The sequence below is a fragment of the Ralstonia sp. RRA genome (assembly GCF_037023145.1).
In the GTDB taxonomy this organism is placed as follows: domain Bacteria; phylum Pseudomonadota; class Gammaproteobacteria; order Burkholderiales; family Burkholderiaceae; genus Ralstonia.
Map to the genome: position 1 here is coordinate 87,259 of NZ_CP146092.1, position 18,952 is coordinate 106,210.

General features: G+C 62.2%; 14 protein-coding genes. 1 reads left to right on the plus strand and 13 read right to left on the minus strand.

The features are described 5' to 3' along the window. Positions 1–64: 64 nt before the first annotated feature. The 13 genes from V6657_RS18400 to V6657_RS18460 all read right to left on the minus strand — a co-directional run bounded on the left by V6657_RS18400 (position 65) and on the right by V6657_RS18460 (position 18,392). Positions 65–1,432, minus strand: a complete 1,368-nt coding sequence (locus V6657_RS18400; protein WP_171017983.1) for a DUF1329 domain-containing protein — start codon at positions 1,430–1,432, stop codon at positions 65–67. A 58-nt stretch (positions 1,433–1,490) separates the two neighbouring features. After that, on the minus strand, positions 1,491–1,904 hold the full coding sequence (locus tag V6657_RS18405; protein ID WP_048935521.1) for a RidA family protein: 414 nt from the start codon (positions 1,902–1,904) through the stop codon (positions 1,491–1,493). Positions 1,905–2,565: 661 nt separating this feature from the next. After that, complete coding sequence (locus V6657_RS18410) at positions 2,566–3,543, minus strand: alpha/beta hydrolase (RefSeq protein WP_048935522.1); 978 nt, start codon at positions 3,541–3,543, stop codon at positions 2,566–2,568. 13 nt (positions 3,544–3,556) lie between these two features. Then, positions 3,557–5,020, minus strand: coding sequence for an NAD(P)/FAD-dependent oxidoreductase (locus V6657_RS18415; protein ID WP_048935523.1), 1,464 nt, complete (start codon positions 5,018–5,020; stop codon positions 3,557–3,559). A 199-nt stretch (positions 5,021–5,219) separates the two neighbouring features. Then, positions 5,220–6,389, minus strand: coding sequence for an iron-containing alcohol dehydrogenase (locus V6657_RS18420; protein WP_048935524.1), 1,170 nt, complete (start codon positions 6,387–6,389; stop codon positions 5,220–5,222). 35 nt (positions 6,390–6,424) lie between these two features. Further along, a complete protein-coding gene (locus V6657_RS18425) occupies positions 6,425–7,909 on the minus strand; it encodes an NAD-dependent succinate-semialdehyde dehydrogenase (RefSeq protein ID WP_048935525.1) in 1,485 nt (494 codons plus the stop codon). A gap of 603 nt (positions 7,910–8,512) precedes the next feature. After that, positions 8,513–10,639: an FUSC family protein gene (locus V6657_RS18430; protein ID WP_048935526.1), complete on the minus strand. Its 2,127-nt coding sequence runs from the start codon at positions 10,637–10,639 to the stop codon at positions 8,513–8,515. Between the two features lie 4 nt (positions 10,640–10,643). Next, positions 10,644–11,249: an LUD domain-containing protein gene (locus tag V6657_RS18435; RefSeq protein ID WP_048935527.1), complete on the minus strand. Its 606-nt coding sequence runs from the start codon at positions 11,247–11,249 to the stop codon at positions 10,644–10,646. Continuing rightward, positions 11,246–12,619, minus strand: a complete 1,374-nt coding sequence (locus tag V6657_RS18440) for a lactate utilization protein B (RefSeq protein ID WP_048935528.1) — start codon at positions 12,617–12,619, stop codon at positions 11,246–11,248. The genes V6657_RS18435 and V6657_RS18440 overlap by 4 nt, the downstream gene beginning before the upstream one ends. Next, positions 12,616–13,359, minus strand: coding sequence for a (Fe-S)-binding protein (locus tag V6657_RS18445; protein ID WP_048935529.1), 744 nt, complete (start codon positions 13,357–13,359; stop codon positions 12,616–12,618). Before V6657_RS18445 ends, V6657_RS18440 begins: the two co-directional genes overlap by 4 nt. Positions 13,360–13,394: 35 nt before the next feature. Continuing rightward, entirely contained in the window at positions 13,395–14,375 is a 981-nt protein-coding gene (cydB, locus tag V6657_RS18450) for a cytochrome d ubiquinol oxidase subunit II (protein WP_048935530.1), read from the minus strand. Positions 14,376–14,389: 14 nt separating this feature from the next. Then, entirely contained in the window at positions 14,390–15,808 is a 1,419-nt protein-coding gene (locus tag V6657_RS18455) for a cytochrome ubiquinol oxidase subunit I (protein WP_048935531.1), read from the minus strand. 154 nt (positions 15,809–15,962) lie between these two features. Then, positions 15,963–18,392 carry an ATP-binding protein gene (locus V6657_RS18460; protein WP_082170297.1) on the minus strand — a complete coding sequence of 810 codons (2,430 nt, stop codon included), beginning with the start codon at positions 18,390–18,392 and terminating at the stop codon, positions 15,963–15,965. Between the two features lie 148 nt (positions 18,393–18,540). Here V6657_RS18460 and V6657_RS18465 point away from each other — a divergent pair, with 148 nt between their 5' ends. Next, a complete protein-coding gene (locus tag V6657_RS18465) occupies positions 18,541–18,948 on the plus strand; it encodes a response regulator (protein ID WP_048935533.1) in 408 nt (135 codons plus the stop codon). The last annotated feature ends 4 nt before the right edge of the window (positions 18,949–18,952 follow it).

The following is an 18,952-nucleotide window of genomic DNA, read 5'->3' on the forward strand; positions in this document are numbered from 1 at the left end:
ACCCGTTTTGATACCGGCACGCCCCTCCTCAAGCGCGTGCCGGCCCCCGCTCATGCGGCCACGTTCAGCGCTCGCTCACCGCGCGCAGGGTTTCGGCCGTGAAGAAGTCCGTCTTGAAGCGCGGATCATTGATCTGCTCGTACCAACGAATGTCTTTGCCTTGCCCGAACGTCGTTTGGTCCATCACGTAACGGCCGTTGCTGAGGTCGTACATCGCGAACGGCAGGTTGTCGCACGTGCCGCCCAGCTCCCACACCGGAATGGGGTAGCTCTCGCGCACCTTCCAGAGCTTGCCCTGGGCGTCGTAGTCTTCGCCGACAAGTGCCAACCAGCTGTCTTCATCCAGGTAGAACACCTTCTTGGATGCGACGTGGCGCGCGCTGGGCTTGAGCGTGGCCTCGACCACCCAGACGCGGTGGGTCTCATAGCGACGGTTGGCCGAAGCAACGCCGTCGGGCGTGGCAACGTCGTGCAGGTTGGTCTTGAACTTGTACATGCCGAACGCGTTGTACGGCACCAGCAGCTCCTTCTTGCCGACGAGCTTCCAGTTGAACCGGTCGATCGTGCCGTAGAACATATTGGCCTCATCGATCAGGTACTGGTTTTCCATGCCGATGACCGGCGCATCGTGCGTATAGGCCGGCATGCGGCGCACGCGACGCTGCCCCGGGAAGTAATAGAACGTCTCCGACGCCTTGTTGAAATACTGGCGTTGTACGAACGCCTGCCCAGCGAGCGCCGGTGGGGATTCCATCTTGAAGAAGGCGGCGGTGCTCAACTGATCCACATCCTGCGGCGTCGTCTTGCCCGGCTTGCCCCAGGGCAAGTACGCGTGCTGCGGAGAGACGACATCGATCCATTCGTTACTACCCGGGCGCGGCGAAATGGTGGTGATCATCTTGGGCCATTCGAAGCCCTCACCGTGGTAGCGATAGATGTAATTCAGGATCGCTTCCGCGCCGTTCTTGGGCTGCGGAAACGCAACACCCGGGAGCACTGCCGTCTGCAGTTGCTCGCCAGTCGAATCAAGCTTGGCCGCCGTGAGGTTTGCCTTGGAGTTCTGCGCAACGACGTCGGGCACCTGGCATTCGCGATGCGACGGATACACGTCCATGCGATAGCCCTTCTTCTGCTTGAGGAGCTGGATCTGGCCTGGCGTCAGCTTGTCTGCGTACTTGTCGATGTTTGACGCATCGATCGAGTACAGCGGCTTCTCATTCTTGTGCTTCCAGAAATCGCCGCGAACCTTGCCCCACTCCCATCCGGCTTCGGGGGATTGCTTGCCAACATAGGCAGAGACGCTACCGTCCTTGCTGGCCGAGCGATCACCGCCCTCGGGAGTGAGGTCCTCCGCCATGGCGGCGGTGCCGATCACACAACATACTGCGGCCGCGATAGCGGATACGACTCCAATGCGTTGCTTCTTCATCATGGGCTCCTTCCAATATCTCTCTCGCCTTGCAGCCGGCATGTCCGGCCGCTTCAAGCGCTCATTCCTCTCCGGATCCGGCCACGGCCATTGCGCGAATCTCGATCAGCAATCCGGGCAAGGCCAACTGCGTCACCCCCACGGCTGACCACGACGGATAGCGGCTCGGAAAGTACTGGTCCTTGACGGCGATAAACGCATCGATGTCGCCATGCAGGTCCGTGTGAAACGTCGTGAGCTCGACCACATCGGCCAGGCTTGCGCCCGCCTCTTCGAGAACGAGCTTCAGGCATTCGAATGCGATGCGCGCCTGCGCGTGCATCCCCTGCGCAGGCTTCATGTCGGCGTCCACGCCAACTTGGCCAGACACCCACACCATGTCGCCCACGCGCGTTGCCGGCGAGAAGTGATACGCGTCGTAGTGCCCTTGGAAAGGGGCCGGGACAATCGATTGACGCCTATTGCTTGCAGCCATGGCCTGAGCCTCTCTGCTAGATGCGTTGATGGAAACAGGTGTGCGGAGCAGAAGAAAACGCCAACAGCGCTGTAGCCCCGGCACCTGTTTTCGGGCTGCCATTTGAAGATCGTCTCGCCGCCCAGAAAGCCAGCACGGCCGCGTGACGCGCGGTGCGGGCACCGACCTGAGCGACGCCCACCTGAGCATCGCCTTAGGAATACGTATTGACGGCCTACAAATAACGTTAGTACGGCCAAATATTAGCGTTGCACCGGCCTATCATCAAGGTGTGACAAACTAGGGAAAATACCAACCAAGCGGGACGCAAACGATGTCCAACCGGTTCATTACAGGTGCTGGTGTGGATTCGGCGGTTCGATCGCCGCAGCGCAACGCTGCAGCACGCGCACGTGCCGCGTTGCCATCAGACAAAGGGCCGGAACAGGAGCGACCGAGAGAGGCGCACGGAGCTCGGATTCACGCGGGCGGTCGACTGAACCGATCCGCGCATGGGCAGGCGAATGGGTTCATGCCGTGCAGGCCTGGCTAATTGCCGAAGTACGAGTCAAGACCGACAGGTCGACGCGGCATTGCAGACGCAGCGATCAGCACACGCGCTAGCGCACGTGCCACCCATCAGAAGAAGGCGACCTCATCGTTGCTCATCAGAAGCAACGCTTTACGAGTGCCGAGAAAGTCGACGAATGAATAAGCCGGCAAGCTCCAGCAGGTTCTGCGCCGTGCTGATGCGCCCCGCCGCCGTAAAGATGCCGTGCATGTGACGAGGCAGGTGGTGATGCTCCAGCAAGCCGCCTGCCCGCGCCGCCATTGCCGCGTATTCGATGCCTTCGTCGCAGAGTGGGTCCAGGCCAACGGTGGCGATAAACATCGGCGGCTGACGGCGGCCCTCTGCATACAGCAGCGGTGACAAGGTGGGCTGGTCAAGCGGTGTACCGGCTGGCACGTATAGATCACAGAACCATTGCATCGATTCTGCGACGAGCGGCAGTCCGCCCTGGAAGCGGCCGTACGACGGCCGGCTTGCTGTCAGGTCCGTCACCGGATAGAGCAGCACCTGGCCTACGACCTCGTATGCCCCTGCAGCCGGCGCGTTGCCGATAATGGTCGCCATGCTGCCGCCCGCGCTATCGCCAGCCAGCACCACGCGGCTGGCGTCAATGGACAACGCGGCCGCATTCGCCACCAGATAGCCGAGTGCCTGCTCGCAGTCCCGCAGCGGCACAGGCCATTGATGTTCCGGGGCAAGGCGATATTCCACCGACGCGACGATGCAGCCACTCTGCCGCGCCAGCAGTCGGCAAATGCCGTCATGCGTGTCGATGCTGCCGATCACCCACCCGCCGCCATGCAGGAACACGACCAACGGCCCGTTACCGCCCGCGCCCTCCGCTTCGTCCGGCTCGTACAGCCGCACCCGGATCTCACCGTCGGTCACCGGCACCATGATGTCGCGGTGGGCAACGCCGACGATGTCGTTCAAGCCATTCAGGCGGCAGGCCCGGGCAAAGTTCGTGCGCGAAGGTTCCGGCGCCAGGCTGCCGTAGTGCAGGCCGCCCGCTTCACGGAACGCCTGTACCACGGGCCGCGCATCCTCCGCCACTTCGCTTAGCGGCTGCCAGGAGAGTTCCGAAGACAAGTCCCTGCCCCCGTCAAACCTGCTCGAATGCGCGTAGATCCCAGCGCACCGCCGCGCGGTACTCGTCCACCGTGCCGGACCAGTTGTTGATGACCTTGCCCCGGGCGTTCTTGTACCAGCTCGAGCAGTCGGCCGAAAATGCCGAGCCGTTCATCGCCGCCTGCAGCGCACGGTTGTAGTCGTCGGATAGCGCCTTGCTGACCTGGAACCCGCCAGCGCCTTCGGCCTCGATACCGCGAATCGCATCGATGATGTAGCGCTGCTGGATCTCCAGCATCGAGAGGATGGAGTTGTGGTTCAGGTTGGTGTTCGGACCATAGATCATGAACAGATTCGGGAAGCCCGGGACCGCCATGCCGAGGTAGGCTTCCGGGCCATCGGCCCAGGCATCGGCGAGCGAACCATCGAGGCCGCTGACCTGCAGGTCGCCCTGGAATGCCTGGCTCTCAAAGCCGGTGCCGAACACCACGACGTCGAAAGCGTGCACGCGGCCATCCTTGGTCAGGATGCCCTCTTCGACAAACGCTTCGATTCCGGCCGTTTCGAGCGTAACGTTGTCGCGCGTCAGGGCCGGGTAGTAGTCGTCGGAGCGCAGAATGCGCTTACAGGCAAATTCATAGTCTGGCGTGAGCTTGGCGCGCAGGGCTGGGTCGGCCACGCTACGCTCCAGATGCTCCAGCGCCAGGCGCTTGCCTTCGCGCTGCGCATCGGTGCCGACGCGGGTGCGCTCGAAGCCAGACTCTCGGAATGCATGCAGCCGCTCGCGGCTCTTCTCGAACAGTACCGGATCGCGCTGAAATTCATCGAGCTGATCTGCGGCGAAGACAATCTGATTGCGCGGCATGATCCAGTTGGCGCTGCGCTGGAACACAGTCAGATGGTTCACCACCGGGGCAATCTCGGGAACGTACTGCACCGCGCTGGCCGCGTTACCAATGCTGGCGACGCGCTTGCCGCGCAGGTCCACGTCATGGCGCCAGTCGGCGGAATGAAAGTACGCCCCCTTGAAGGTGCTCAGTCCGGGCACCTTGGGAATCAACGGCCGGTTGAGCTGGCCCCAGGCCGGCACGAAGAAGCGCGCGGTCAGGCGCGAGCCGTCGGCCAGCTCGAAGCACCAGAGGCGATCGGCCTTGTCCCAGACCGCGCTGCGGATTTCGCTGTTGAAGCGCAAGTGAGCATCGAGTCCGAAACGGGCTGCGAGCGATTCCATGTAGCCGAGCAACTCGTCGCGGCCCGCGTACATGGCACTCACGCGCAGATGCGGATGGAAGCTGTAGCAGTAGAGGTGCGATTCGGTGTCACACGCCGCGCCGGGGTACGAGTTGTCGCGCCAAACGCCGCCCAGCGCCGGGCGCTTTTCCAGCACGACGAAATCATCGATGCCCGCCTGCTTCAGTTGGGCCGCCATGCCCAACCCGCCGAATCCGGCGCCGAGGATGACAACCTTGTAGTGACCGTTGGTTTCCACGTTATTCATGGTGCTTCACTTCCTGTGCTGCGGGCCCCGTCGGAAGACAGGCCCCTCTATTGCAATGGATTGGTAGATGCCGGCCCGCCACGTGCCCGACCGCACCGCAGGCAAAAGACGAGCTTCGCGCCTGGCGGGGGCCAGCACGCGTTTCTTCAGGCCGTGGCGCGCCGGTCTGCACCGGTCCAACGAGCGCCCCACTCCGGCCTCAGTACGCCTGTTCGTAGAGCCGCAGGGAGTCGGCTTGCTGCACTTCGATCGGGTTGTTCTGCAATAGGCGCTGCTGCTGCATGGCGTCCGCAGCAAGCATCGCCAGGCTTTCGCGCGTGACACCTGCATCGCGCAGCCGCCGCGGCGCACCGGACCGATCCATCAGATCCTCCATGAATCCAATGAAGGCCGCGGTGCGGGCGACGTCATCGCCATCTGCCTCGCCAATGCCCAGCGCATCGGCCAACTCTGCGTACTGCGCAGCCGCTGCTGCGGCATTGAAGCGCAACACCGGCCCAAGCATCAGCGCGTTCGACAGACCGTGCGGGATATGGAAATGCCCACCCAGCGGATACGCCAACGCATGCACAGCCGCAACCGGCGCATTGGCAAAGGCTTGGCCCGCGAGCGTCGCGCCAAGCAGCATTGCCTCGCGCGCGCGCCGGTCGTTACCGTTCTCGCATGCAGGTAGCAGATTGGTCGCCAGCAGGCGCAGCGCCTCACGCGCCAGCGCATCGGAGATGGCGTTCTTCTTGTGCTTGCTGGTGTAAGCCTCGATGGCGTGAACCATGGCGTCGATGCCCGTGGCCGCGGTGTGCTGCCGCGGCAGGCCGACGGTCAGCTCGGCATCCAGAATCACGCGGTCTGCGTAAAGCTGGGGCGCGACGATGCCCATCTTGGTCGTCTCGCCGACAGACACGATGGAGATATTGGTCACCTCCGAACCGGTACCCGCCGTGGTCGGCATTTGCACCAGCGGCACGCGTGCGCCCTTGACGTTTCCGATGCCGTACATCTCCGCCAGCGGCTGCTCGGAGACAACGAGCACGGCCGCCAGCTTTGCAATGTCCATCGACGAGCCGCCACCCAGACCAATCACGAGATCGACACGGGCCGCACGCGCATGCTCGACGCAGCGCAGCAGCACCGCCTCAGGCGGATCGGCCACCACCTCGTCGAACACGGTCACGCAGAAGCCGGCGGCCGCCAGCGATGCCTTGGCACCCTCCAGCACCCCGGCCTTGTGCAGGCCGCCATCGGTGACGACCAGCACGCTGCGGCGCTCGGTCCATGCGGCCAGGATCTCTCCCAGGCGGCGCGCGGCGCCCCATTCCTGGAGGATGGACGGAACCGTGTCGAAACGTACCGGCTGTGGGAATTGATCCATGCTCTTGCTCGCTGGTGCTGTCGGTTGCGCCGTGCTCAGACCTGTGTGCACAGGTACTTGATTTCCAGGTATTCGTCGATGCCGTATCGCGAGCCTTCACGGCCGAGGCCGGACTGCTTCACGCCGCCGAACGGGGCCACCTCGTTGGAAATCAGACCGGTGTTCAGGCCCACCATGCCGTACTCCAGCGCTTCACCAACGCGCCAGATGCGCGCGTTGTCGCGGGTGTAGAGATAGGCGGCCAGGCCGTACTCGGTGTCATTGGCCATCGCAATCGCCTCAGCCTCATCGCGGAAGCGGAACACAGGCGCGACCGGGCCGAACAGTTCCTCGCGCGCCACGCGCATGTCCGGCGTGGCACCGGCAATCACGGTCGGCTCGAAGAACGTGCCGCCCAATGCATGGCCCTTGCCGCCGACGACGACCTTCGCGCCCTTACCGACGGCATCGTCGATCATGGCTTGCAGGTGTTCGCACGCGGACTTCTGAATCAGCGGCCCCTGCTGCACGCCTGGCTCGATGCCATTGCCGACCTTAAGCTCCGCCACGCGGCGCACCAGCGCCTCGACAAAGCGATCGTAGATACCGTCCTGCACCAGGAAGCGGTTGGCGCATACGCAGGTCTGGCCGCTGTTGCGGTACTTCGACGCCATCGCACCTTCGATGGCGGCATCGAGATCCGCATCGTCGAACACGATGAACGGCGCGTTGCCGCCCAGCTCGAGCGACAGGCGCTTGATCGTCGGCGACGACTGGCTCATCAGCACCCGGCCAACCTCGGTCGAGCCTGTGAAGGACAGTTTGCGCACGACCGGGCTGGCCGTCAGGACCGCGCCGATCTCGCGCGACGGGCCGCACACCACCTGAAGCACCCCGGCAGGAATGCCGGCACGCTCGGCCAGCACTGCCAGCGCAAGCGCGGTCAGCGGCGTCAGGTCGGCCGGCCGCACGATGATCGAGCAGCCCGCGGCAAGGGCGGGCGCCACCTTTCGGGTGATCATCGCCGCCGGAAAATTCCACGGCGTGATGGCCGCGCACACGCCGACCGGCTGGCGAATGACGAGGATCCGCTTGTCGGTCTGCGGATGCGCTGCGACGTCACCGTAGATGCGCTTGGCTTCTTCCGCGAACCATTCCACAAACGACGCCGCGTATAGGATCTCGCCGCGCGCTTCGGCCAGCGGCTTGCCCTGCTCCGAGGTCATGATCAGCGCCAGGTCGTCAGCGTTGGCAATCATCAGATCGAACCAGGCACGCAGCAGCTTGGCCCGCTCGTGGCTGCTGCGGCGCTGCCACACGGCCTGCGCTTGTGCGGAGGCCGTGATCGCCGATTCAACCTCGGCACCGCTCAGGCTGGCCACGCGGGCCAGGATCTCGCCGGTGGCAGGATTGGTCACCGCAAACGAGCGTCCGCCGGATGCCTCTTGCCATCCCGAGGCCAACCAGGCGCGCGTTTCCAGCAGTGAAGGGTCGCGCAGGCGGTCTTGGAGCGCTGCAGAAGCTTGGGTGTCGTAGTTCATTACGTTGGACTGCAGATGATATGGATGACGCTTCGCAGAAAGCAGCCGGGCAAGCTATGCAGAGGCTGGCGAACAGATATCGGACGCCCCGGCTCCTCGCCGCACGCACTGATACAGCCGCAAAGATGACCGTCGGTTGAGCACCACCATGCAAGATGTCCGTCTCGACAAACCACCTTTAATTTACGTTTCTTCGGCCTACAAATAACGTTACAACGGCCAAATATTAGCGGCTCACCGGCCTAGACTCAAGGCAACAAAGGTTAGGGAAAACACCAACGAAATCAGGCGCAGACGATGTCGCGTCGCGTTAGTTGGGCGTGTTGCGGGACATGCAGTCGCGACTGTTCAAGCGCCAGTGTTTGCACGTGCGTGCGCACGACAATCGAGGTAGACACCTCGTTGCGGTGTATGCGGGCTTGAACAACTGAAGGAGAGGCGCAGCTTGCCGACGCCTACCTGGCGGGACAACGGTTTGGAGTTCGCGAGTCAGGTGCCAGGTGTGCGAGTGCACTCACCTTCGCGGCAAGATCGATCTCCCGCCTCTGCATGGCAAAGTGGCCACACTCCGCCAAGCGGGCATGTCTCCCCCCGGGACGCCAGTCAACCAGCAGCAAGCCCGTTGCGTCGTAACCTCGACTGAGCGAGTTCTGCGTACATGGCACCCGCGAACTTCGCGCTTTCGGCTGCGCGGCGTTCGGACACGTGCAGGAAGTGGTGCGACGGCGTACCTGCCACGCGGGCTGTCGGCTCCAGGAATCGATACATGGCACGCGAACCCCGCAACCACCGCATGCACGAGGCAGAGAGCAGTGCAATGCGCAGCCGCTCCTGCTCTGGCAGCGTGGCTGCGATGCATTCGAAGGGGGCCGCAATACCGACAAGACGCCTCAGGTGCCACACCAGTTCGCTAACGCGTTGACCACGCCGACGCGACCATATGAGCTCCCGACGCATCGCCGAGGCCAGTGCATCCAGTCTGTCAATGGAAACGCAGGCGTTACGCCTTGCGGCCTCAACTTCCAAGGCTCCGGCTGGCCCCTGTGACGCCGCGTTACGTACGGCATCTAGGTAAGCACACACGGCATCGATTGCCGCACTGGTCATCGGCGTCAGTTTGCGTGCTTCCCACTCCGGCCAAGCGATGAGGCTGATAAGCACCGCCACGATGGCACCGGCCACGCTATTCCCGATGCGCAAGGCCGCCAACGTCCAAGGCGACCCTGTGGGCATGCCCAGATGCGCGACCAGAATGAAGTGCGGGGTCAGAAACAGGATGTAAGACACATAGCTCAACCCACGGGCGACAAACGTGCCCGTCGCAAGCGGAATGATGGAGAGTGCTTCCAGGACCGGGTTGCGGAAGATCAACGCAACCAGCGAGGCCGCCACCGCACCAAGAACAGTTCCGGTGACACGAAGGGCCGACACCTTCACCGTCTGCGACACCGTCGGCTGCACGACAAACAGTGCTGTCAACACAAGCCAGTAGCCTTGCTCGATGTTTTTGAAATGCACTGTAGCAACCGCCACCATGGCAGCAACAGACAAGCGACAAGCGTAGCGAGCGATGCTCCCGCCGGCACGCATCTCCTCCACGACAGCCGCGACAAGGCCCATTCTTCCGATGACGGGAGCGTCGCACCTGGCAGGTTGCACCCCTGTGACCGCCACGCTCGCCGTCGCGCCCGGCCTCCTAGTGAGGCGGACAAGGGACAGCACCAGCGTCTCGCATGCGCGGACCCACGCCGAATCGTCTTGCGCGAGCGGCTCTGCTGCCGCACGGCGCAATCCCCGGCGAACTTGCCCAATCAAGCTACCCAGCGTTCCACTCATCGCAGTAGACGAAGGAACCCCCCTTCGGACCGCGTCGGCATGCAAGTCAAAGAGCTCGGCAAGATGACGCAATGTCGGCGCCAACAGCGGGCCAGCCGCACGGGCTTTGCCAAGCGTGTTCCCGGTTAGCAGTGTCTCCAAGCCGGCAAGGAGGGCAACGATGCGCTCGCCATTTGCACGCCATACGCCGCATGTGTCATGTGATGCCGGGACACTGTCAACAACCTGCTTCATCACATCCAGCCGGCTACGCAGTCCCGACCGGCCAAGGCTTTCACCGGAGGCATACTGGTCCGCCACGTCGCCAAGACGACGCAGGAATGAACTCACGGCGTATAGATAGGCGAATGTCGCGCGCCTGGCACGATGCGCATCGCTGTACTGCCACAGTCCGACCATGCACACCACGGCCCAGATGCTTCCGCCAAAGAAACAGGCCGCGTACTCCAGCGGAGCAGGCCAGGGGTGAACAGGAAACGACGCCGATACCGCGCAGGCGGTGACCAATAGCAGCGCCCGCAAGCCAGAACCCGCACCGCGCGTTCGAATCAGCGCACCGACATACGCAACGACCCCAGTCAACGCGACGGCAGCCCAGGGCACTCGGGCAGCGGCGATGGCGCATGCTGATAGCAGCGCTCCTAGCACGCCGAACGCAAGACCACTGCGCACGCGCGCGAGCGTGGTCTGATTCTGCTCGTCGGACAGGCACGTCCAGAACGCTGCGATTGCCGTCCAGCACAATAGCGGTTCGTGCAGGACAGCCGCGAGCACAGCTGGGGCCGCACAGATAAGCCCGCTGCGTAGCGCTTCCGACACAGGCAAATGATGTCGGCCCTGCCGCAATACGCGCATCAGCGCTTCACGGTTGACCAGCCCCCCTGTCACTGACATGCCTTCACTCCTGGCTGGAAGCGTCCGTGCGCGGGACCGGGATCACGGTCAGCGAGCGAATGCCCTGCGCGCCCCGGATCAGCACACCTTCGATGTCTGCGGTGGCGGAGGGTCCGCTCATCAGCACAGCATAATTGGCCCCAAAGAACTCCGGCCGATGATAGGCATGATGCAAATTGCCGACGATATCCGCCGGATCAAGCAACGCCACCAGATGCTGCGACAGATACCCCAGCGCGTTCACGTGATACTGGGCCTCGCTCAACCAGATCGATCCCGTCTCCGCGACGGCAAATGCCGGCCGCACGATCCCGACGTCGACATCGTTGAGCGTACGCGGGTCGCTGACTGAGGCGATATCGCGCGTGCCGTTGAATTCCGGCGTCGCCGAGCACCACACCGTTGCAGTGGGAAAACGCGTGCGGATGAACTGCTCAAGGTTCGCTCCCGCGGGCAATTCGCACCATTGGCCACCTAGCTGGTCCAGCGATTTCCGGAAGGTCTGCACCGCAGGGGGCAGTTCAGCATCGAACATCGGCACGGCAGGCAGCGCGCGACGCTCCGGACGCACTTCGCGCAGGCGCGACAAAATCAAATCTCGGCTGTTCATTTCACTTTCCTCTTCAGGTACCAGTCACGGAATGTTTGCTTCGGGGCGTCCGGCACCTCCCGATGTTTGCCCCAAACGTTGAGCGGGTTGTAGAGCACCGCCCGCGGCAGCACTGACACCGCCGTCCCCGCTGTCTTGATGGCTGCCCGGTACAGCGCCGGCCGAGACAGCACCTTGCCGGCCACCTTCATGGCCTCCTTCTTAACGAACGGGAGTTCGTGCTGTTCCGCCACGATCTGACGCCACTTATAGATCTGCTCATGAATGTTGATCTTGACGGGACATACGCTCGTGCAGCTACCGTTCATGGTCGAGGCGAATGGCAGCGCGCTGTACTTCTTGAGATTGAAGGTCGGATTGATGATGGCGCCGATCGGGCCAGAGTAGACACCGCCGTAACTCAGCCCGCTGCTGCGCCGGTACACCGGACATGTGTTCATGCAAGCGCCACAACGGATGCACTTCAGGGAGTACCAGAAATCGTCCATGCCAAGGCGCTCGGAACGGCCGTTGTCTACCAGCACAAAATGCATCTCGCCACCCTTGCGCGGGCCACGAAAATGCGAGGTGTACTGGGTGATCGGCGATCCGATCGCATTGCGCGACAGCATGCGGATAAACACGCCCAGGTGCTCCAGGCGCGGAATGAGCTTTTCGATACCGATTGACGCGATATGCAGCGACGGAACGTTGGCGCTCAAGTCCGCGTTGCCCTCATTCGTACAGACCGTGATGCCGCCCGTTTCGGCCACCGCAAAGTTGCAGCCTGTCATGCCGGCATCGGCATTGAGGATCAGCGGTCGCGTTGCATTGCGCTGTGCCTCGGCCAGCTTGGGGATGCTGCTCTCGTTCGGGTCCGTGCCGATCTTTTCGGCAAAGATCTTGGCCACGTCAGTGGCAAGCTTATGCACGGCCGGCACGACAATATGGGAAGGCAACTCGTCGTCGAGTTGTTGAATCTGCTCACCCAGATCGGTCTCCACCACGGTGATACCGCGTGCCTCCAGATACGGCCGCATCTCGCACTCTTCCGTAAGCATCGACTTGCTCTTCACCAAGACCTTCGCCTTCCGCCCGCTGAGGATCTCGTACACGATGCGGTTGTGCTCCTCGGCATCCTTTGCCCAATGAACGATGACCCCATTGGCCGTGGCATTGCGTTCAAACTGTTCCAGGTACTCCGGGAGATGCGTGAGCGTGTGTTCTTTGATGCCCGAGGCAAGAGACCTTAGTTCCTCCCATTCACGTACGCCGTGTACTTCGCTATCCCGAGCGGTGCGCAGCCCCCATAGGCGTTTGTCGTGGAACTGGATATGTTTCTCGTCGGCAATGAACTTCTCGGAAGCACCGACATGGTCGACGCGCTTCATGCTCGTGCTCCATTCAGGATTTGTGCGATATGGATGAACTTCAGGCCCAGAGCGAGCCGGTCCGAACAGCCTTTCTGGTGCATAAGGCACGATGAATCGGCTGAGACGATGTACTCCGCGCCGTTGCGCTTGTGATCGCGCACCTTGTCGGCACCCATGCGCGCCGACACCGGCTCTTCAGAAACGCAGAACGTGCCGCCAAAGCCGCAGCACTCATCTGGACGATCGGGCTGGATGAACTCGATCCCCTTGACCCCCTTCAACAGGGTCATCGGTTTTGAGAAGAACGGCTCATCGATCTCCGACATCTTGGCGGTGCGCAGCGCGCGCAGCGTGCCGCAACTGTTATGCAGACCGACCTTGTGTGGGAACTCCGCCCATGGAAAAGCACGAACCTCCAGCACATCGTGCAGAAACTCCACGAGCTCATAGGTATTGGCGCGTACGGCCCGCGCTTCACTGGTCTGATCTGCGGCGGTGAGGTGGTCGCGTACGTGGTGCACGCAACTGCCGCTGGGTGCGACGATGTAGTCGTAACCGGCAAAGTTGCGAACGAACAGGTTCTCGGTCGCGGCGGCGTCCTTTTCGCAACCGCTGTTACCCATGGGCTGGCCACAGCAGGTCTGATCGAGTGGATAGTCCACCTCACAACCGACGCGTTCGAGCAGCTCGAGCGTGGCGATGCCGACATCCGGGAAGAAGGCATCGATGAAACACGGAACAAACAGGGCGACTTTCATTGGAACTCCTATGGGGTTCTCTGTAGAAATAGGGACTAGTGGTAGAAATGGTCTTGTGAAACCTTGCCGCGAAACACCGCATACGCGACATAGGTGTAGAGCACGATGACAGGCAACACGAAGAGCCCGGCGCCCCAGAACATGAACGACTGGCTTGCCGGCGGCGCTGCAGCGGCACTCAACGTGACGTCAAAGGGCACGATGTAAGGGAGATACGACGCGGCCAGCATGAGCACCATCGAGATGCAACCCATGCCCACCCAGATGTAGGCGGCACGACCGTCATGCTTGGCTGCATAGGGCGCACGTGCCAGGGCCAACAAGCCAACCACGGGCAGGACGAACAGCACCGGATGGGCAATCCAGCGGGTCTGCACTGTGGGCTCTGTCAACAGCGTCAAAGCAAGAATCAATGCGGCGACGAGCAGTGCCAGCGGCGTGAGATCACGCATCGAACGCTGCCCGATGTAACGCAGATCGCCCTGCCCCTTCAGGACAAGCCAACCAGCGCCCAGCAGCAGGTACCCCAGCGCCAGACCGACACCACACAGGACGGGGAACACAGCGCACCACTCAAACCCGTTGCCCGCGTAGTGCAGGTGTTCGACTGGCAGTCCGCGTGCATACGTCCCCACGCAGATACCTTGCGTCAACGCAGTCAACAGCGAACCGACGAACAGCAACAGATCCCACACCCAGCGCGAGCTGACGGCCTTGTGGCGAAACTCCAGCGCCACGCCCCGCATGACCAGCCCCGCCAGCATGGCCGAGAGCGGCACGTACAACGCCGGCAGTGCGATGGAATAGACGAGCGGAAACGCACCGAAGAGGATCGTGCCTGCGATGACAAGCCACGTACCGTTGCCGTCCCAGACGGGGGAGATGGAGGCCACCATTTCGTCGCGTTTGCTTCCCGCGAACGCGGTCAGCATTCCCACGCCGATATCAAACCCTCCGAGCACCACGTAGGCCACGAGGGCGAACGCCAACTCGGCAAACCAGAACCAGTTCAACATGCTGTTCGCTCCTGTTACGCATTCGGATGACGGCGCACGGCCTTCACCGGTTGTGGCTGTGGCTGCAGGCCGTGGTACGTCAGCGGAATGACATGGCCGTTCCACATGGTCAGGACGGCACCGCTGAACACCCCGTGCCGCACGATGCGCACGATGTAATAGACGCCAAACAAGAAGATGAACGTGTAGACGAGCACATACATGGCGAGCGAGGCAGCCGCGAAGTTCGTGGATAAGCCTGGTGTGAGGGCATCAGCGGTTCGCAGCACACCCCAAACCGTCCAGGGCTGTCGCCCGACTTCGGCCACAAACCACCCCGCCAGGACGGCGATGAAACCGAGCGGAAAACTCAGGGCCACCGGCCATAGCAGCCAGCGTTGCTTCTCAAGGCTGCCGCGTCGCGAAAACGCCGTGGCAAGCCATGACAACGCGAGCATCACGGCCCCGCAGCCAGCCATGATGCGAAACGCAAAGAAGGGAATCAGGACGGGAGGTCTGTCGGCGGCAGCAAAATCTGCAAGACCCACTTCGCGCGAGTCGAGCGTGCCCGACGCAACCACGCTGCCGAGCACAGGGATCTTCCATTCGAGCCGGTTGCGCTGTGCAGCGACATCGGGAACAGCAAAGATGACTTCGGCGGCAGGCTGTTCGTCTGTCCAACGCCCTTCGATGGCAGCAAACTTGGCCGGTTGGTCATCGTGGACATAGTCCCCAGTCAAATGGCCGAACAGAATCTGCAGGGGAACCAGCACCGCCGCAAGCCCGAGCGACATGCGCACCATGACCATCGCCTCAACGCGATAGCGGCGCTTGACAAGATACCCAGCTCCGACTGCCGCCACACAGAATGCCGTGGTCAGATACGCACCGAGCAGCATGTGTGGAAAACGTACCCATACGACGTGGTTGAAGATGATGGCAGGCCAATCCGTCGGCACATACACGCCATCCTGGACCACAAACCCCACTGGGTGCTGCATCCAGGAGTTGTTGACCAGTATCCAGAACGCCGACAGGGTGGTTCCTGCCGCAACGAGAATGCACGACATCAGGTAGAACCAAGGGCGCACACGGCTGCGGCCAAACAGCATCACGCCAAAGAACGTGGCCTCCAGCGCAAAGGCCGTGAATGACTCGTAGGTGAGCAGCGGCCCCTGGATCGGCCCGCTGGCGCGCGATAGCTCGCTCCAGTTGGTGCCGAACTGAAACGCCATGACGATGCCCGACACCACACCCATGCCAAACGCAACACCGAAGATCTTCAGCCAGAAATCGAAGACCTGGCGATACACCCTGTTTCCGGTGGACAGCGACATGGCCTCGAGCACGGCAAGCCAAGCTGCCAAGCCAATCGTGAATGACGGAAAGATGATGTGAAACGAGACCGTTGCCGCGAACTGTATTCGCGACAACACCAGCGCTGTTGCTTCCACGTATACGCCCCATTGATTGTTTGCGTCACGGTGAAGTCTCGGCGCCGGCTGTTTCCCGGGCGTTGCGATAGCGGCGCGTTGTGTTACATCCGTAACGTGAGCGCCGGCTTGGCGAAGAGGCTAGGCCCCGACTACGCTTCGAAGCCTGCCCTTGTCATGGCAATGCTTGCGCCAGCGCGGTAGCCAGGTCCGCTGTTCTGACCGGTTTTCGGAGCACGGCCTTCACGCCGATCGCTGCAGCCTCACGTTCGAGTGCCGGCGTGCTGAACCCGCTGCACAGAATGACCGGCAACCGGGGATGGGCGCCCGCAATGCGAGCGGCCAGCTCCAACCCTGTCAGGCCGGGCATGGTGTGGTCGCTAATGACAGCGTCAAAGCGCTCCGGAGCTGCCTGAAGCGCCTCCCACGCTGCCTCGCTTGAGGAAAAACCGACCGGTTCGTAGCCGAGTTCTGCCAGTACCTCTTCACCTAGCCGCAAGAGCGCCTCTTCGTCGTCGACCAACAGGATGACTTGCCCGCTGCCATGCGGAAGGCTGGCAACGCTCTCTTGAGATGGCACTGGGCGTGCGTCGGTGACAGGCAGATAGATGTCGAACCGGCTTCCGTGTCCCAGTTTGGACGCCACGTGCACAGCGCCACCGTGCTCCCGCACGATGCCGTCCACCAACGACAACCCCAACCCCGTGCCCTCTCCGGCGCGCCGTGTTGTGAAGAAAGGATTGAACATCCGTTCGAGAACGTCGGGCGCAATGCCGACGCCGTCATCCGCCACCCCCAAGCGAACATAGTTTCCGGCATCGAGTACACCGTGTGAGAAGGCTCGCAACTCGGCAAGGGCAATACGCTCAACTTCCAAGCCCAACGTCCCGCCTTGCGGCATCGCATGCACGGCGTTGCTGCATAAATTCATGACGACCTGGTGCAGATGAGTGGCATCGCCAAGTACATAGGCCTCTTGTTGCGTGATCCGCAGGATCAGTGTGACGTTGGTGGGCAACGTGGCTTTCAGCAACTCAGCGGTTTCCTCCACCACCGCGCGCACATCAACGGGCAGTTGTGCCGTCAGCCCGCTACGGCTGAACGTCAGGATGCGCTCCACAAGCAGCCGGGCCCGCTCCCCCGCTCTCATGACTTGCTCGATGTACTGGCGCGCAGGCCGGTTTTCCTCCACAGCAACGAGGGAACGCTCTCCAAATCCAAGAATCGCCGCCAGAATATTGTTGAAATCGTGTGCCACCCCACCGGCAAACGTGCCAAGCGCTTCCAACTTCTGCGATTGCCGCAGTTGGCTCTCCAGGCGCCGCCTTTCCTGTTCGTCTGCAAGACGCTGCGTGATGTCCTCGACCGTTGCAATGATCAGATCTTCAGACCCCGCTTCTGAAGGCTGATGCCGCGCGAACACACGTGCGACGCTCATGTCTGTCCAGACGACCTTGCCGCTGCGATCCACATAGCGCTTCTGGAAGCGCACCTTGTCACGGTCACCGCGCACGAGCAGATCAATGTGCTCCTGGGTGAGCAACCTGTCGTCCGGATGCGTAATGTCAAAGGCACGCCGTTCCGCCAACTCCTGGTTGCTGTATCCGACCATGTTCTGGAAGGCCGGGTTGGCCATCAAATAGCGGCCGTGGGCGTGCAGGACAAGAATCCCGACGGGCGCGTTCTCAAAAACCGTCCGCCAGCGTAGCTCGCTGGCGCGCATGGAACGATTGACTGCCTCCAGCCGCCGCAACCACGCCACCGCACCGGTCATGAGCAACACAGCCAACACGGAAAGCAACGCCGTTCGTAGCAATACGTCGGTAGCTGTCCGGCGCCACGCGGCCAGCATTGCTTCCTCGCTCCGCGTGACGCGTACTTGCAGGGGACCCCGTTCGACAGCATGCAAGGCCGACCGCATTTTTTCGGAAGCCGGAGCCGCATGCCCACCATCCTCGGCAGCAATCGTCGCGCCGCCAGAGTCGAGAATGGCCAGGGTTGCCCCAGTGGCTCCGGCCATCGCATGGAAAGCGCGGTCGAATTCCAACGTATCTAAAACGGCAACGCCCTTGCCTAGCACCTGTCCATCTTCCGCACGCAGTACTCGACCCATTGCCAATGCTGGCCTGCCATGCAAAAGGATGACAAACGACCCGTTTGCTCCGTGGATTACGTTGCCGGGAAGTTCTGAAATGGATGCGTCGTCGTGACCGGAAGCGGCGCCCTTTTCCCAGGAACTTGCCACTAGGTGGCCCGATGCATCGTAAAGAAGGAGTGCCTCGAGTTGCGGCGCGTCAGCCATCTGCCGCTGTAGTAAAGCCATCGCGGCGCGGTTCGCGTCCTGGGTGGTCAGCACATGCGTCGACTCAAGCAACACCAGGATCCGCTGCCCCACTTGCATCGCGCCCGCCACATGCTCGGCTGCAGCGGTCGCCAGCAGGGCAAGCTCCCGGTCCCCCATGTCGAGCGCTCGGGCGCGTGAACGCCACATCTCCATTCCGGCAGCACCTGCTAGCACCGCCACAAAAAGCCACCCTGCGATGATGAAGCGCCACAGCGGTTGCGCGCGGAATCCTGCGCGAGCAAGCACGTCTGGATCGGACATGTTGACGGTAGCGTGATGACCTGGACGTCAGGCCGACATTTCAAATGTAATGTTCACGGGCCAGCACGAAACGCTTGAGCAATCGGCCAGCGCTGCAATCGAAGCCACAGCGGAGACCGTCCGCGCTCCCAACTTGTTGGACTGACCTGTGGCTCTTCCAAACCGCCTGAACATCTTGGTCGTTGAAGACGATCCTTCGATACGCGAGCTGATTGCGATGTCTTTGCGCGACGCAGGGCATCACGTCATTGAACGCACTGCGCTCAACGTTAAGGATTCGGTCGATGGACGCGCTGTTTCGCTCGTGGTCGTCGATTGCAACCTACCGGGCACAGCCGCATCGCGTGTCCAAATTGGGCGCCTACGTGCACAGTTTCCGTTTGCCTCGATCATCGCAATCTCGGGTTACTTTCCAGCCCATGCCGCAGGTCATCCCCAACTGGCCGACATGCTAGGAGCCGACGGCATGTTGGGCAAACCCTTCACGTCTGATGCACTCGCCGCTTTGGTTGCCGCGCTTGTGACGGTTAGACAGGCCCAACAACCGCAGCGGTAGCCTC